Source organism: Thiorhodococcus minor (assembly GCF_010820565.1).
GTDB lineage: Bacteria > Pseudomonadota > Gammaproteobacteria > Chromatiales > Chromatiaceae > Thiorhodococcus > Thiorhodococcus minor.
The window spans coordinates 1-15116 of the sequence record NZ_JAAIJQ010000110.1; the positions used below are offsets into that span (position 1 = coordinate 1).

Below are 15116 nucleotides of genomic sequence, written 5' to 3' on the forward strand. Positions count from 1 at the left end.
TCTTCGGTGTTGAGACTGATAGCGTTGCAACGCTTCATCGGCATGCTCCTACAAGGTTCCTGTGAAGACGCATTATTGTAACATAATCATAGCTTTAGGCGCTAAGTCCATGGCATTGGGATGCCGTCTACGTGAATGTGCAGCCGGATCTGCCCGTCGGGGACTATGAGTTGACCGTCAAGGACGTGCCTGTGAAGGGCTTCTGGTCAATCAGTCTCTACAACGCCAAGGGCTATTTTCAAAAGAACGCGCTCAATGCCTATAGCCTGAACAACCTCACCGCAAAACCGAACCCCGACGGGTCCTTCACCATCCGGTTCGGCGGCTGCGGCGAAGGGGTGGAAAACTGCCTGCCCATCATGGACGGATGGAACTACGCGGTTCGGATGTACGAACCGGAGCAATCGATCCAGGATGGAACCTGGACCTTCCCCGGCCCGCCCGTGGCGCGCGGCCAATGAGATCGACCGAAATGACCCCACACGACGACAGGAAACACACCATCATGCCCCGAATTCCCATGACCTGCGGGTTTGTGCTGGCCATGTCGCTGGCTGCTACAGCGCAGGCCGACGTGTCGAAGGAGACGATTGAATCACTCGGCACAGGCGATAGCGTCGAGACCTCGATCGGAACCCTGGACTTCAAAGACGGCGCTCCCAGTGCCGAGACCGCGCAGAAGGTCTTCGATGCGCTCGACTTCACGCGCGCGCTGAACGTGTACAACAACAGCTTTCGCGGGGCATCCGCCCTTGGGTTCCACAAGGGCTTCCAGAGCATCGGCGCCGACTATAACGACGTCGTCATCACGTCCGAATTGCTGGACTCGACGTCGCTGTTCCTGACCGGCAACGCCGACACCGTCTACTACCTCTCCGTCATCGACCTCTCGAACGGTCCGATGGTGATCGAACAGCCGTCGGACGGCGTCGGCACCATCAACGACATGTGGTTCTCTTGGATCATCGACGTCGGCGGCCCGGGGCCGGATCGCGGTCGCGGCGGCAAGTATTTGATCGTAGGACCCGGCTACGACGGCCCGCTGCCCGAGGGCGGTTACTTCGTCGCCCATTCCAAGACCAACCGCGTGCTGTACGCCTCGCGTGCCTACCTGGTGGACAACGACCCCAAACCGGCGGTCGAGAACGTGAAGGCCAACATGAAGATCTACCCCTACGCCAGGGGCGCCTTCGGTACCAGCATCGCGCAGGCGCTGTCCGGTGCGGTCCGGCTCGGAGAAGAGGCGGAGATTCCCGAGACGACGTTCGTCGAGGCCAGCAACCTGTCGTTCAACACCATCCCGCCCAGCGATTTCGGGTTCTACGAGTGGATCAACGAGAACGTCCAGGCCGAGCCTGCCACCAGCTATGACGTGGAGCTCGCCGGCCAGCTCGCCGCCATCGGTATCGTCAAGGGCAAGGCGTTCGCCCCCGACAAGCGCATGAAGAAGATCCTCACCGACGCCGCCGCGGTCGGCCAGGCGGCCGGGCGGGTGCTGAACTGGCGCCCCTACGGCGCCCATCCGGACTGGGCCTATTACGAGGGGTCGATGTGGGGAAACATGCTCTGGGAGGGCGGCGCTTTCTTCGAGACCCCGCCGCCCGTGCTCGCGGACGGGGAATTCAAGCCGCTTCCGCCGACCGGCGCCCGCACACTCGATTCACGCGCGGCCTTCTACTACGGCTACACGCTCGACAGCCCCGGTATGATCATGACCATCCCCGGTGTCGGATCGCAGTATCTGATGGCTTTTCTGGACGCCCAGGGCGATGTCTTCGATGGCGCGAAGACCTACAAGGTCACGCTGCCCAAGGATATCCCGGCCAAGGCGTTCTGGTCATTCACCCTGTACGACAACCAGACGCGCTCGATGCTGCAGACGCCGCAGAAATACCCGCGTGCGGGTTCGCAGAGTTATCCCTCGCCCGCGGCTGTCGCGGCGGAGGACGGCTCCACCACGGTCTGGTTCAGCCCCGAACAGCCGGACGGCGTCGATCGCGGCAACTGGATCCAGACCGACCCCGACAAGGGCTGGTTCACCATCCTGCGCCTCTACAGCCCGCTACCGTCGTTCTTCGACAAGTCTTGGCGGCCAACTGAAATCGCGCCGGTGAACTAGGCCAGCAGGACCGGGCTGTCGTCTGTGTCAAGCGAGGGAACGCGATGGTCGCGTTTCTCGACCGGCGTCTGCGTGTACACATCCAATACTGCGGTGTCCGCGGCAACGGCCGTTGGGTGTCGAGCGACCTGTACTTTAACGACCTCTACCGCGTCCCATGGTGGAAGACGATCAGGTTCTTTTCTCGCGACACCGCTCCCGCGGTGTCGCGCATCGCCAGCCGCTCCGCGTCACGGATGCCGGAGCCAGGGCAAGACGGCTGACGACCGCAGGACTACCGCTGCACACCATGTCGAGTTGGCTCAGGAAGCGGGGAGCGGGGGCCTTGCCCCGGTTCGGACGACCGCCTATCCCTGGTGTCGGTGCGGTGTGCTTCCGAGGCATGAGGTCGCACCGCCGGGCGAGTGTGGCGCTTGGGCGGCGGGGCAGAGACCGGCATCGATCAGGCGTTTTCGCGCGCATCGCGGCGCAGGCGGATGTGTATTCGCGGTCCGTCCCTGAATTTCCCTGAACGAGCATTTGGGGCCGCTAGAGATTTGGCCCCAAAATGGGGTCCGGCCGATCGCGGAGTCATCGTGCATGCACGAGGCGCGGGGTCGGATGCCATCCGGGATGCGACCAAAGACGCCGACAAGCAGATCAAGCAGTTCGCCGAGGCGCAGGCGACCTGGCTGGAGCTGGTCTCACTAAAGGATCAGACGTTGTTCCTGGAGGAACAGAAGGCGCCGTATGATGCCTGGAGGGCGGATATGGAGGCCCTCATCGAGGGGCAGAATTCGACCCTAAGGCAAGTGGTGATGCAGGCAGCCGTGTCGCTGCGAGCTCGAACGCCAGGCATGGAGTCGAGATCGACAGAGTCGATCTCGCCCAAAATCATCGCGGCGCCCATACCGCCCAAGCGGGTCATTCCCTGGGGTTGAATCTCCACGGGAATCCTAATAGGCACAGCCGCTTGGTTTCTGGTTGCTGGACAGTGAATGATTCACTCCGAGCGCCCCGACCCTATGTGTACTTATGCTGGTCTGAGCCAACGGCACAATGGCCGTTCGACGCCGAGGTCATTTGCGAGTGTTGCATTGCAAGACTTGACTCCGCTCCCAGTGACCCCGCTCCCATTGTAGAGGTCGACACGCCGGCCTCGCGACTGCCCCGGCCGGAGTGTCGCCCTCCAGGGCGACAGGATGACGAGCAAAGGGTATCGAGACGCTCGCACTGCTCTACTAGTTGCCCGGCGCCGACCCGTTGTTGCCTGCGCCCTGAAGTCGAGGCGGCTCCGTTCCTGTCGCAATCGGGCCGGGCATAAAAGCAGCGCGTCCGCCGCGCCAAGTCCAGATAGCGGACATGGGTGCCGCGCTTCGCCGCCGCTCCGCCAGCGGACTCGGATGAGGGTGATACTCTTGTTGCAACACCACGGGAGACCGGCAGTGATCCAGGTTGAAATAAGAGCGATTGGCAATTCCGCGGGTGTCATCCTGCCCAAGGAGGCGCTCGCCCTGCTGCACGCCAAAAAGGGCGACAAACTCTACCTGACAGAGACTCCAGAGGGGTTTCTGCTCAGCCCGTACAGCCCTGAAACGGCGCGTCAACTCGAAACCGCCGATCTCATCATGCGCGAGGATCGAGACGTCCTGCGCGAACTGGCGAAGTGAGCCACAGCTCGAATCGCTTCGAAACCGAACCGACTTGGCTGGATGAGCGCGCAGTCCTGCTGATCCATCAGCGCCAACTCGCCGAGCATGGCGGGCATTCGGGAGTCCGTGATCCAGGCATCCTGGAATCCGCGCCGGCCGCACCTCAGCAGATGTTCTCCTATGGCAGCCCCGACCTGTGGGAATTGGGTGCGTGCTACGGTTCTCGCTTGGCTGGCAACCATCCGTTTGTGGACGGGAACAAGCGCACGGCATGGGTCTACAGTCGATTGTTCCTCCGGCTTAACGGTTTGGATATCGCTGCCGACGTCGCGGAGAAGGTCGACATCATGCTTGGCGTCGCAAGCGGTGCCATCAGCCAATCTGCGTTTGCTCAGTGGCTTAGAGACCAGGCTCGCGCTTGAGTTGCACGGTCACCGCGTGGATCTGCCCGTCGAACGCGAATGGCCGCCGTTCGAAGTAGTCCAGCGACACCGGCGAGCCCAGGTCGGTCCCCACGTCGAAGGTCTCGCTGGCGGTGAAGGCGACCGGCACCGTGCGCGCCACCTCGGTGCGGGCGACCTCGGCGCCGTCGACGCTCAGGACCACTAGCGCCGGCGCGCCCGGCTTGGCGATGGTCGTATCGACCTCGATGCGGTGCGCACCCGCCGGGATCTTCTCGGCGCTGGCGACGCGGTAGCGCTCGATGACCAGCATGTTGTACTCGTAGACGAGTCGGCCCTCGTCCATGTACAGGCTCAAGCCCCCGGAGGCGCCGCCTAGGGCGTAGAGCACGCCCGAGGCTTTCTCCGGCAGCTCCGCGTCGATGACCACATGGGTGCTCTCGCGGCCGAGGCCGGGCGCGGTGAATTCGGGCATGCGGGTGGTGGTCGCGTCGAACTGCCAGCTGGTGTAGGGGGTCTTGATGCGGTCCTCCGGGTGGATGCGAAGCCAGATGCCGGCCCCGATAGGGAAGGCCTTGTTCGCTTCCGCGACCTCGAGGAACTCCGCCTTCATCGCGGCGAGGCGCTCCGGTTCCCGGTCTGCCAGGTTCTCGGCCTGGGAGAAGTCTTTGCTCAGGTCATAGAGCTCCCAGACGTCCTCGCTCGAATCCCAGGTCGCAAGCCCCGGGCTGACCGTCAGCCAGGGCGTCAGCGGGCCGAAGGTGCTCGCGAGCCAGCCGTCCTTGTAGAGACCACGGCTGCCGTTGTTGTCGAAGTACTGCTTGGTCTTGCGCCCCGGCGCGTCGGCGTCGCTGAAGGTGTAGGCGAGGCTCACGCCGTCGATGGGGTCCTGCGCGAAGCCGTCGACGACCTCGGGCGGCGTGATCTCCAGGACCTCGTAGATGGTCGGCGCAATATCGTTGACATGGTGAAACTGGGAGCGCGGCGTCTTGTCCGCGGCGATCTTGGCAGGCCAGGACACCGCCATGGGGTTGCGCGTTCCGCCGAAGTGGGAGGCGATCAGCTTGGTGTGTTGGAACGGCGTGCCTCCCGCCCAGGCCCAGCCAGCGTGATACATGTTATCGACCTTGGGTCCGCCGAGCGCGTCCAGGCCTCCGAGCTGATCGAGCGCGGCCAGGTGCTGGTCCAAGGTGTTGGGGATGTTGTTCTGCGCCAGCAGCTCGCTGATCGTGCCGTTCTGGCCCTCGGCGCTGGAGCCGTTGTCGCCGAAGATGTAGAAGACCAGGGTGTTGTCGCGGACACCGAGCCGGTCGAGCTCGTCGATGACCTTGCCGACCTGGACGTCAACATGCTCCACGAAGCCGGCGAAGACCTCCATCAGCCGTGTCTGGAAGGCGCGCTGGGACTCGGGGATGCTGTCCCACCCCGGCATGCTCTCGGCGCGCGGCGTCAGTTGTGTGTCGGGCGGAATCCAGCCCAGCGCCTTCTGACGCTCGAAGGTGCGCTCGCGAAGCGCGTCCCAGCCGTCGTCGAACTGGCCCTTGTACTTGTCCGCCCATTCGCTGAAGACATGATGCGGCCCGTGCGCCGCGCCCGGCGCCCAGTACATGAAGAAGGGCTTGTCCGGGGCAAAGGCGCGGTGCTTGCGCAGCCAGGTGACGGCCTTCTCCGCCAGGTCTTCGCTTAGATGATAGGTCGCGTCGTGGGGCGGCTCGACGGGGTTGAAGTTCTCGACCAGCCGCGGCTCCCATTGCGAGGTCTCGCCGGCGAGGAAGCCGTAGAAGTAGTCAAACCCGATGCCCTCGCCGGACGGCCAGAGGGTGAAAGGCCCCATGGCTGTCGTCTGGGTAGCCGGGGTGTTGTGCCACTTGCCGAAGGCTGCGGTCTTGTAGCCGTACTCGCCCAGCACCTTGGCCAGGGTCGCGGAGGTGCGCGGGATGACGCCCGTGTAGCCGTCCCAGTCCACCGCACGCTCGGCGATGGTGCCCGAGCCGACCCGCTGGTGATTGCGGCCGGTCAGCAGCGCGGCGCGCGTCGGCGAGCAGATGGCCGTGGTGTGGAAGGCATTGTAGCTGATGCCTTCGTTGGCCAAGCGGGAGAGTGTCGGCGTGTGGATGGGGCCGCCGTAGGTGTCCGGCAGGCCGAAACCGACGTCATCGAGCAGGATGATGAGGATGTTGGGCGCGTCCTCGGGCAGATGGCTCTGCTCGACTCGGCGCTGGTGCTTGCTCTCTTGCAGCGTCGGCCCGGCAATGCTGGCCGAGGGCGTCGGCGGGAAGGGCAGGACCGAGCCGTCGCCCGGCGTGGACGCCGGATCGGCGGCCCTGGCGATCCCACCCGGTAGGGCAAGCGCGAGGGTCATGGCGAGGGAAGGCAACACGCGTTTCATGGATCGATTCTCCAATGAATGCAATACCGGCCAACGGCCGTGCGAGAGGGTGCCTATTGCCCGAGACCGATGTCCTTGGGCGGGTACTTTTTGAAGGTCGCCGCGTGCGCCTTCAGCTCGGCGGCCATGGAGGCGAGCCAGGCGTTCATGCGGTGCCCGACGGGATACTCCTCCTTGGGATCGATGTAGAGATTGAACAGCCAGGGGGCGATGCCGACGTCGCTGACCGTGGTCATGTCGATGTCGAGCCATTGCGCCTGGGTCTGCACCACCTTGAGGTGGATCTTGTACTCGTACATGCGCATGGCCATCAGGTCCTGCTCGGACCAGATGTAGACCTTCTCGCGCCGTGAACGGCCGTCGTCGGCGAGCAGGAACGCGGTCTGGTCGATGCCGTCGATGTAGCGGTCGGTGGGGATGCTGTCACTGGCACCGGCCAGCGCGAGCGCGGTGTTGAACAGATCCATCAGGTCGAACAGCTCGTCGCTCTGCCGTCCGGGGGCGATGGTGCCCTGCCAGTAGGCGATGCCGGGCACGCGCACGCCGCCCTCCCAGGCCGACGCCTTCGCGCCACGGAAGGGCGTGTAGCCGCTGTCCGGCCAGGCGTCGAGCTGGGGGCCGTTGTCGGATGTGATGAAGACGAAGGTGTTCTCCAGCACCCCGGCATCGGCGAGCGCCTGCACGATCTCGCCGATGTAGGCATCGACCTCGACCACCGCGTCCTTGTAGGCATACTTGCTGCCGCTCTTGCCCTCGAACGCCTTCGACGGGAAGTTGTCGGCGTGGACCTTCATGAAGGCGTGCTCCAGGAAGAAGGGTTTGTCGGCCTTGGCCAGCTCCGCGATCTTGGCGACCGTGAAGTCCGTCAGGACCCGATCGGCCTCGGCCATGTCCTCGATGCTCCGGATCTGCGACACCTCCGTGGTCTCACCGCCCTTGAAGCCGTGGATCAGGGCCTCGCTGGCACCGGTCGCGCGCAGCATCGCAAGCCGCTCGGGGTTCAGCACCAGGTCCGGGTAGCGACGCTTGTCGAAGGCCTGAGAGAGCTCCTTCTGCGCCGGGTAGTAGCCGTAGTACTCATCGAAGCCGATATCCTGCGGCCGCATGCCCTCGGCCTCGCCGACGTGCCACTTGCCGGTGAGGACCGTCGTATAGCCGGCCTCGCCGAGCAGCTTGGGTAAGGAGATCTCGTCCGCCCAGGGATTCTTGGCCAGGGTGTCGCCGGCGAGGATCGGGCGGGTGAGTCCCGTGCGCACCGGCAGCCGCCCGGTGAGGATCGCCGAGCGGGTCGGGGTGCAGGTGGGCTGGGAATAGGTCGAGGTCAGCGTTAGCCCCTCTCCGGCCAGCCGGTCGATGTTGGGCGTCGCCGCGCCGATCGCCGCGCCGCCCCCATAGGCACCGGGATCGCCCCAACCCATATCGTCGATTACCAGCCAGACGATGTTGGGCGGCTGGCCGAAACGGACGCGCAGGTCGGCGAGCCTTTTGGCGGCGGCCTGCTCTTGTTCCGGGAAGGACAGCGCCGGCTCCATGCTCTCGCTGGTGCGCACGGCCTTGCTCAGGGTGCTGGCGTGCGTCAGTGTCGCGGCGGCTGGCAGGAGCAGGCAGGCGGCCAGCAAGAAGCGTCTGATCAAGGGTGTTGGCTTCATCTCATGTCCTCGTTGATGGCTGAATCGTCGGGGCGGGCGACGAGCGCCGCGAGCGGATGGGGCTTGGGCAAGGGGGCGCTCCCGGACGCCGTTCAATGACCACGATCAAACTGCACAGGGAGCCTAGGGCATGATTGCCGGCCTTCGCTATTCACTTCGCGCAAAGGTGGGCCGGCATGGGCGCAGCAGACGAGATCGCGTCGTCCCCGCCGACCGGGAGGGTCAGCGGTTACCCCAAGCTCGGCATCGTGGGCATCCAGGAGTGCGCGGACCCCTGCCACTGGGAGCGGATCTCCCAGCCTTGGGAGCTCATGGCCACACCCGTCGGCGCAGGCCCCTTCCACAACCGCAAGACCTTCCTCGCCACCCCCAACTGCATCCTGTATCAGGAGTCTTTCGCGAGCAGGCTGAAGGTGCACGCCCTCTCGCCCGAGGGGATGGTTGCCTTCGCGGTGGCGGTCCGCCCCGGCGCGCGGACCTCGTGGTTCGGCCGGCCGCTGCATGAGCGCGGCCTGCCCGTCACCTTGCCGGGCGGGGTCGAGGCGCTGCTGGAGGCCGGCCAGGAGCACATCATCCTCCTGATCCGCAAGACACTGCTGCGCCGGCACCTCTCGGCGGAGGGTTACGCGGCGCTCGAGGCCGCCGCATTCAGCCGTCTGCTCCCGGCCGATGCCGAGACCCTCGGTGCACTGGCGGCCCGGCTCGGGGGTCTGCTGACCCGCACCCATCGCGCGCCCGAGATGCTGCGTCATCCAGCAGTCATTGGCACCTTGGAGGCCGAGCTGGTCACCGGACTATCGCCGATGCTGAGCCCGACCGAGGGCGAGCACCGTGCGCCCCTGTCGCTGCGCCGACGCGGATTCGATCGCGCCATCGCGTGCATTCGTCACGCGGATCTGGCCACGCTGGACACGGCGGAGCTCTGCGCCGCCGCCGCCGTCAGCGCGCGGACGCTGGAATACGCCTTTCGGGAGGAATTGGGCCTGTCGCCCGCGGCCTTCATCCGCAGGCTGCGCCTGCATGTGCTGCGCCGCGCACTCCTCGCCAGTGCGCTTGGTGAATCGACCGTCACCGAGGTGGCCTATCATCTCGGTTTCACGCAGCTCGGCCGCCTCGCCGGGACCTACCGGCGCACCTTCGGAGAGGCCCCGTCAGCGACACTCGCCCGCCCCTACCACGACGAAGCCCCACGACTGTGGCCGACGCAGTCTGTGCGGACCTCCAATGGCATGAGTTGGCTCATTTCGGTCGCAGCGGAAAGTTGAGAGGTCAATAAACTGTTCCCGACTGAAGCGTCCGGAGCCGGAACCGTCGACAGGACTCACGTTGTTGCGCACGGTCCAGGTCCATGCCAGACTCGGAATTCTTACGCGGTAAGAAATAGGGCTCCCAATGACCACTGTTACCGTTTCCGACAAGGGCCAAGTCGTCATCCCCATCGCCATCCGCCGCCGGTTGAGCCTTGCGCCCGGCAGCAAGCTGGACTTCGAGCTGGAGGGGGACAGCATTCGCGTGCGCCCGCTCAAATCCATTTCGGCCACCCGCGCCGAGGACGGCTACGGCATGCTGCGCTGCGATCAGACGGCGGAGCGCCGGCTGTCTGACTTCGACGTTGCCGAGGCGATGCGGGCCGAAGGCAATGATCGCCCTTGATACCAATATTCTCGCCCGCTTCTACGTGGATGATCCGAACGACCCGGAGGCCGCCAAGCAGCGCCCCATCGCGCGCGAGATCATGACCGCCAGCCCCAGTTTATTCGTGCCCCTGACCGTGGTGCTGGAGCTCGAATGGGTGTTGCGGGCCTTCTACCGGTGCGAGCCCCAGCAGATTGTCCGTGTGTTTGAGCACCTGCTCGGCCTGGGCCACGTCAACACAGAGGCTTCCGAGCGCATCACGGCCGCGCTGAGCTTGACCGAGCAGGGCATGGACTTCGCCGATGCCTTGCACCTGGCCGGCAGCGACCACTGCGAGGCCCTCTGCACCTTCGATGATCGACGCTTCGCCCGCCGCGCCCGGCGACTCGGCTGTACGCCGCCGGTGCGGGTGCCGACGCAAGCGACCGGCACTGCGCAGACGCGCTCTGAGCCAAACCAACAATGACGGATCGACACGCCCGATGACCGAAGCCCCACTGACCTGGCTCCATTGCTCCCAACCTTACGGATAGGAAATCCAAGCCACCCCGAGCGGGTTGCGCGGTCAACACCGAACAGCGGGGCTGACGGGCGTCGGGGGCGGTGCAGGCGCGCGCGTCGTGGGGTGCTGGGGCTCGGATCTGCGGTGCAGCATGCCGCCGGGAGACGAGTGGACATTCCGGACCCACAAACACCCATTTCTCAATCGCTATGATCAAACACGCTTGGCAGGCTCCATCCGCCCGTGTAGCACACGTACGATCTCGATCACCTCCGGCGCATCACCACGGACACGAAAGTAGATCACGTGGCTCTGCTGGGGGTAGCTGTAGAGCCCCTCGGCGATATCCGGTCGAGGCTTCCACAACGAAGGGTTGGCGCAGAGCCAGTCGAAACGGCTCACCAATGTATCGGCGTATCGATCAGCCCGCTCGAGGTTCCATTGCCCGACGGAGTAGACCCAGATCTCGGCGAGATCCGCTTCCGCCCTAGACGAAAGCCGATAGATCACTTCTTCGCGAGCCGCTCGCGGCCAGCAGCCTTGATCCGTTCGGCGAGCGTCGGCAGCTCGTCGGCCTCGTAGTCTGTATACGCACCGCGCTCGAGGTCCGCGAGCCCCAGGTTGATCTCCATGCGGAGCGCTCGGAGCTTGATGTCGTTCAGCTCGTCGTACTCCTCCTTGGAGAGCACGACAGCGACCGCCCGACCGTGGCGCTCGATGACCACGGGCTCGCGCCGAGCGGTGTCCAGCAGTTGGCCGAAGCGGGCTTTGGCGTCGTGGGCGGAAACATTCTGCATGAGGATTCCCGAGAGATTGGACCAGTTTGACCAAATTAGGCCAAACCTGCCCCAACAGCAAGCGGCAAGAACCCGTGTCTCTGACCGCAGCTCAACGCTCCCGATCGGACGCAGACTGCTGACCTAGCGGTTGCCGCGCCTCGTCGCGAGCCTTCCGTCCGACCTCCGGGGAGTCGTCGAAGAAGTCCGCGACCTGATCAACCCGTTCCAGCAGCGGCTGAACCTTCACCAAGCCATCGTCCTCGCCTCGAAGCTGTGCCCGCGTCCACGACCAAGGCCAATCGGCAGATCACGCGACCAGCACGAGAAGGCAACAAGGAAGTCGTGTCCGCTCCCCGTCTGAACAACTCGGGACATCTGTCACGGGCGAAACCGTCGGAATTGGCACCAGATGACAGGCGGCGTCGTGCCGGAAGGGGCGATACTTAAGGCCCATGGCAGTCCATGACATCCCGCAATCGCAGCGCCCCGCTGGCGCAAGGTCGCAACATCGGCTGCATCCCGCGGAACTTAAGGAGACGCTGAAGAATGGGCTTCCTGCCCATTTTCAGCACGCGAAGCGCCCTGTTCCGAAAATGGCGCGGTTTCCGCTTCGCTACATTTTCAGCGCCTGCCCCTGAACAAGTCGGCGCCGAAAATGGCGGGGCATCCTGCCCCGCACGGGAAGCACTGATCAATCAGCGCTTCCCTAACGCCCCCTGCTCGCTGAGCCAGCGAGCGTCGATTTCGTCCGCGTCGCATCGATACGAGCCGGAGCAGATCGTGGTGACTTTCGAGGAGCAATTCGCATGAAACACTTCGCCCTTTCCCTCGCGCTCGCCGCCTCCCTGTCGGCCCCCGGCGCGGTCTCCGCGCAGTCCGGCGGGACGGTGGAGCTGACGGACGCGCAGATGGTGCCACTGGTCCGCCGCTCCTATCAGTACGTCGCCATGTTCAACGTGAACAACACGTTCGCGCTCGACCCCGACAACCCGATGACCACCGGGGGCTACAACCGCACCTTCGCCAGCACCGAACTGGCCGATCACACCCTGCAGGCCATCGCGCGGCCCAACAACGACACGCTCTACACCATCGCCCTGATCGATGTCACGGAAGAGCCCGTCGTGCTGAAGATGCCGGCCTTCGATTCGACCTATGTCTCGCTGATGGTCACGGCCTACGACCACTACGTGAACATCCCGATGTCGACCACCAAGGGCGATTTCTCTGAGCCGGCCACCATGCTGTTCTACAGCGAACGCACACCCGGTTATGACGGTGCGCTGGTCGAGGGTGTGGACATGATCGTGGAGACCACGGGCGACTTCGTCAGCGCCGTGTTTCGCGTCATGCCCCATGCCGCCGAGCCGGAGCGGCTGGAGCGCAACCTCGCCGCCATGCGTCGCGTCGATGTGGAGCCCCTGTCGGAGTTTCTGGGCCGGGGCGATCAGGAGCCGCATGTGCGCTCCTGGGGCAGCCCGCGCGGCATCAGCCGCAACCTCGACCTGCGCGAGGACAGCGCACGTTTCCCGCCCCATGGCTCGGATTTCGAGGTCTTCGAGGATCGCTTCATCGAGGTGATGCAGTTCGTCGTGAACCACACGACGTTCGACCCGGAAGACGCACTGGACGCCGGCCTGCTGGCGGTGCTGGAGCCGCTCGGCATCGCACCGGGCAACACCTACGACCCCGACACGGCCCCGGAGATCGACGGCGACGCCCTGCGCGCCGTGGCGCAGCGGGTCGCCGCCGAGGAGCTGGCCAAGTTCGGGGATCAGGCGTTTCTGGACGAGAACCTCACCGGGCTGTTCCAGCCCAAAGGGCAGATCACGCTTGAGGCGCAGACCTTCCAGTCCGTCGCCGGCCCGGTCGGGCAGCCCGCCGATCAGGCGCTCTACCCGGCGATCCTGACCGAGGACGGCGCGCCGATGAACGCCCTGCACGACTACGAGATCGTGATGACGGCCGAGGAGCTGCCGCCGGTCAACGCCTTCTGGTCCGCCACCCTCTACGAGAACGAGACCGGCTTCTTCATCCCGAACGACCGCTTCAAGTACTCCGTCGGAGAGAACGCGGGCTTCAAGCTGGATGAGGACGGCGGCATCCGCATCGTCATCGCCGCCGAGCAGCCCGCAGGCGTGCCCGAAGAGAACTGGCTGCCAATCAACCGGCAAGACATGGACCTCGACATCATCATGCGTCTCTACGCGCCCGACCTCGAGAAGTACAAGTCCTGGACCCCGCCGAAGGCGAATAAACTCTGATCGACACGACGACAAGGTCATCAACATGAAATCGAATCGACGCCAATTTCTGGTCTCCACTGCGGCGCTCGCAGCAATGCCCGCGACGATGGGAACATTGCTGCCGGGTCCCGCCTTTGCGCAGGCGGCGAAGACGCGCGACCTGTCGGCTTCCACCGCGCAGATCGACGCCTACATGGGCGCGCCGGTCGAACTGGTCGAGGCACCCAATGGGGCGATCGCCAACAAGCGGCTGCTCGACGGGATCGATAAGGTCGCTTCGACCGAGCCGACCATCGAAGAGCCGGCCGAAGGTGTCTGGTTCCTAAGTGGCTTCGGGCTGGCGCCAATGGCCGTCATCGACACGCCGGAGGGGCTGATCGCCGTCGATACAGGTGATACCAAGCATGACGGCGAGCTGATGCTCGAGGGGCTGCGCACGGTCACCGACAAGCCGGTCAAGGTCATCATCTACGGCCATTCGCACACCTGCTACGGCGCTGGTGTGTTTGCCGAAGGCAATGACGACATCCAGATCATCGGCCACCCCGACCTGAACGCGGTGGTCGAAAAGAACGCAGGTGGCGCACCGGCCTATTTCCCCGAGATCGGCCCCTACCTGACCGCGCGCCTGCTGATCCAGTTCAACACCTTCATGCCGAAGGAGGGGCCGGATGCCTGGGTGGTGCCGACCAATCTCGAGGTCGATGAAGGCGCCTTCATCCCGGTCAACACGCCGGTCGAGGATGGCCAGGAGATGGAGGTGCTCGGCGTGAAGATGCAGTTCTTCACGCGCTATGGCTCGGACGACAAGGTGCACACCACCGTCTGGCTGCCCGAACGTGAAATCCTGTTCACGACCATGCTGTGGTCGGGCCCGCCGCAGCTCTATTCCGTGCGAGGCGACATCTTCCGCGACCCGCGCGAGTGGATCGAGGGCCTCAAGCACAACCGCGACTTGCAACCCGAGGTGCTGATCCCACTCGGCGCCCGTCCGCTTGTCGACAAGGAGCTGATCCAGAAGACGCTGGAGGGGTATCTCGACGGCGCGAGCTATGTGCTCGACCAAAGCCTGCGCGGCATTCTCGGCGGTAAGGGTCCGAATGAGCTGCGCCACCTCGTCACCTTCCCGGCCTATCTGAACGAGACCCCGAACAACCTTCAGAGTTACGGTGAGATTTCCAGCTATTCACCCGCGATCCACTATCAGGGCGTCGGCTAGTACGACAACGATGCCGCCAACCTGAAGCCCGTCGCCCCGTGGGACGAGGCGGACCGGATCGTACCGCTGATGGGCGGGCGCGAGGCCGTGCTCGCCGCCGCCGAGGCGATGGAGAAGAAGGAATACGCCTGGGCCGCGCAACTGGTGAACTACCTCTATCGCCTCGATCCCGAGGACCCCGAGGTCCGGCAGGCCAAGGCCGACGCGCTGCGCCAGATGGCCTATGTCTCGACCGGCGCCAACGACCGCGCGCACCTGATGTCCCAGGCCCTGGCGCTAGAAGGCAAGGTGACGATCCCTCGGGTGATCCCGCCGGCGCCTGAAGTCATCGCCGCTGCGCCGACCACCTATCTCGACTATTTCCGCGTCCGCATCGATCCGGAAAAGAGCGATGACACCGACAAGGTGCTGCGTTTCGACTTTGCCGACGGCAGCAGGGGTGCGACCAGAACTGATGCGGGGGTCTAAACTTGAGTTTCCCTTCAGTTTTCTACGCCGAGGCACCCCATGGACCGATTCGATGAGAGCGACGCCACGCTGTTGCGG

At 64.8% G+C, this 15116-nt stretch carries 15 protein-coding genes and 1 pseudogene; 12 read left to right on the forward strand and 4 right to left on the reverse strand.

The genetic code is table 11. From position 1 onward, the window contains the following. Positions 1-131: 131 nt before the first annotated feature. From G3446_RS23325 to G3446_RS23345, 5 genes are all read left to right on the forward strand, one after another. Positions 132-461, forward strand: a complete 330-nt coding sequence (locus G3446_RS23325; protein WP_342450207.1) for a DUF1214 domain-containing protein — start codon at positions 132-134, stop codon at positions 459-461. Positions 462-472: 11 nt separating this feature from the next. Continuing rightward, positions 473-2119 carry a DUF1254 domain-containing protein gene (locus G3446_RS23330; RefSeq protein WP_245232708.1) on the forward strand — a complete coding sequence of 549 codons (1647 nt, stop codon included), beginning with the start codon at positions 473-475 and terminating at the stop codon, positions 2117-2119. Between the two features lie 575 nt (positions 2120-2694). After that, the gene (locus tag G3446_RS23335) at positions 2695-3039 is read left to right on the forward strand and encodes a hypothetical protein (RefSeq protein WP_164455824.1); all 345 of its coding nucleotides are present in this window, start codon (positions 2695-2697) and stop codon (positions 3037-3039) included. 504 nt (positions 3040-3543) lie between these two features. Further along, positions 3544-3768 carry an AbrB/MazE/SpoVT family DNA-binding domain-containing protein gene (locus tag G3446_RS23340; protein ID WP_209262592.1) on the forward strand — a complete coding sequence of 75 codons (225 nt, stop codon included), beginning with the start codon at positions 3544-3546 and terminating at the stop codon, positions 3766-3768. Beyond that, complete coding sequence (locus tag G3446_RS23345; RefSeq protein WP_342450208.1) at positions 3765-4172, forward strand: type II toxin-antitoxin system death-on-curing family toxin; 408 nt, start codon at positions 3765-3767, stop codon at positions 4170-4172. Before G3446_RS23340 ends, G3446_RS23345 begins: the two co-directional genes overlap by 4 nt. On the opposite strand, the gene G3446_RS23350 is transcribed toward G3446_RS23345, so the two are convergent. Both G3446_RS23350 and G3446_RS23355 read right to left on the reverse strand, forming a co-directional pair. After that, a complete protein-coding gene (locus G3446_RS23350; RefSeq protein ID WP_164455825.1) occupies positions 4150-6540 on the reverse strand; it encodes an arylsulfatase in 2391 nt (796 codons plus the stop codon). The genes G3446_RS23345 and G3446_RS23350 overlap by 23 nt on opposite strands. Positions 6541-6593: 53 nt before the next feature. Next, the gene (locus G3446_RS23355; protein WP_164455827.1) at positions 6594-8189 is read right to left on the reverse strand and encodes an arylsulfatase; all 1596 of its coding nucleotides are present in this window, start codon (positions 8187-8189) and stop codon (positions 6594-6596) included. A gap of 176 nt (positions 8190-8365) precedes the next feature. Here G3446_RS23355 and G3446_RS23360 point away from each other — a divergent pair, with 176 nt between their 5' ends. The 3 genes from G3446_RS23360 (at position 8366) to G3446_RS23370 (ending at position 10290) form a co-directional block, all read left to right on the forward strand. Further along, a complete protein-coding gene (locus G3446_RS23360) occupies positions 8366-9454 on the forward strand; it encodes an AraC family transcriptional regulator (RefSeq protein WP_164455829.1) in 1089 nt (362 codons plus the stop codon). A 127-nt stretch (positions 9455-9581) separates the two neighbouring features. Further along, entirely contained in the window at positions 9582-9842 is a 261-nt protein-coding gene (locus tag G3446_RS23365) for an AbrB/MazE/SpoVT family DNA-binding domain-containing protein (RefSeq protein ID WP_164455831.1), read from the forward strand. Then, positions 9829-10290 carry a type II toxin-antitoxin system VapC family toxin gene (locus G3446_RS23370; protein ID WP_164455833.1) on the forward strand — a complete coding sequence of 154 codons (462 nt, stop codon included), beginning with the start codon at positions 9829-9831 and terminating at the stop codon, positions 10288-10290. Before G3446_RS23365 ends, G3446_RS23370 begins: the two co-directional genes overlap by 14 nt. 249 nt (positions 10291-10539) lie before the next feature. Here the strand turns inward: G3446_RS23370 and G3446_RS23375 are convergent, their stop codons facing one another. Further along, on the reverse strand, positions 10540-10836 hold the full coding sequence (locus tag G3446_RS23375) for a type II toxin-antitoxin system RelE/ParE family toxin (protein WP_164455834.1): 297 nt from the start codon (positions 10834-10836) through the stop codon (positions 10540-10542). Further along, complete coding sequence (locus tag G3446_RS23380; protein WP_164455836.1) at positions 10833-11123, reverse strand: type II toxin-antitoxin system Phd/YefM family antitoxin; 291 nt, start codon at positions 11121-11123, stop codon at positions 10833-10835. The genes G3446_RS23375 and G3446_RS23380 overlap by 4 nt, the downstream gene beginning before the upstream one ends. Before the next feature lie 528 nt (positions 11124-11651). Here G3446_RS23380 and G3446_RS23385 point away from each other — a divergent pair. From G3446_RS23385 to G3446_RS27730, 4 genes and pseudogenes are all read left to right on the forward strand, one after another. Continuing rightward, a complete protein-coding gene (locus tag G3446_RS23385) occupies positions 11652-11915 on the forward strand; it encodes a hypothetical protein (RefSeq protein ID WP_164455838.1) in 264 nt (87 codons plus the stop codon). Beyond that, positions 11912-13369 carry a DUF1214 domain-containing protein gene (locus G3446_RS23390; RefSeq protein WP_209262593.1) on the forward strand — a complete coding sequence of 486 codons (1458 nt, stop codon included), beginning with the start codon at positions 11912-11914 and terminating at the stop codon, positions 13367-13369. The genes G3446_RS23385 and G3446_RS23390 overlap by 4 nt, the downstream gene beginning before the upstream one ends. Before the next feature lie 25 nt (positions 13370-13394). Continuing rightward, entirely contained in the window at positions 13395-14570 is a 1176-nt protein-coding gene (locus tag G3446_RS27725) for an MBL fold metallo-hydrolase (protein WP_209262594.1), read from the forward strand. 12 nt (positions 14571-14582) lie between these two features. Continuing rightward, positions 14583-15038, forward strand: a pseudogene (locus G3446_RS27730) (alkyl sulfatase dimerization domain-containing protein); the annotation flags it as partial. Positions 15039-15116 lie beyond the last annotated feature (78 nt).

Bases quoted from the DNA above. Each gene is read 5' to 3' on its own strand.
- G3446_RS23330 (WP_245232708.1), top strand. From the start codon at position 473: ATGACCCCACACGACGACAGGAAACACACCATCATGCCCCGAATTCCC.
- G3446_RS23350 (WP_164455825.1), bottom strand. From the start codon at position 6,540: ATGAAACGCGTGTTGCCTTCCCTCGCCATGACCCTCGCGCTTGCCCTA.
- G3446_RS23355 (WP_164455827.1), bottom strand. From the start codon at position 8,189: ATGAAGCCAACACCCTTGATCAGACGCTTCTTGCTGGCCGCCTGCCTG.
- G3446_RS23390 (WP_209262593.1), top strand. From the start codon at position 11,912: ATGAAACACTTCGCCCTTTCCCTCGCGCTCGCCGCCTCCCTGTCGGCC.
- G3446_RS23380 (WP_164455836.1), bottom strand. From the start codon at position 11,123: ATGCAGAATGTTTCCGCCCACGACGCCAAAGCCCGCTTCGGCCAACTG.
- G3446_RS23365 (WP_164455831.1), top strand. From the start codon at position 9,582: ATGACCACTGTTACCGTTTCCGACAAGGGCCAAGTCGTCATCCCCATC.
- G3446_RS23360 (WP_164455829.1), top strand. From the start codon at position 8,366: ATGGGCGCAGCAGACGAGATCGCGTCGTCCCCGCCGACCGGGAGGGTC.
- G3446_RS23385 (WP_164455838.1), top strand. From the start codon at position 11,652: ATGGGCTTCCTGCCCATTTTCAGCACGCGAAGCGCCCTGTTCCGAAAA.
- G3446_RS23370 (WP_164455833.1), top strand. From the start codon at position 9,829: ATGATCGCCCTTGATACCAATATTCTCGCCCGCTTCTACGTGGATGAT.
- G3446_RS27725 (WP_209262594.1), top strand. From the start codon at position 13,395: ATGAAATCGAATCGACGCCAATTTCTGGTCTCCACTGCGGCGCTCGCA.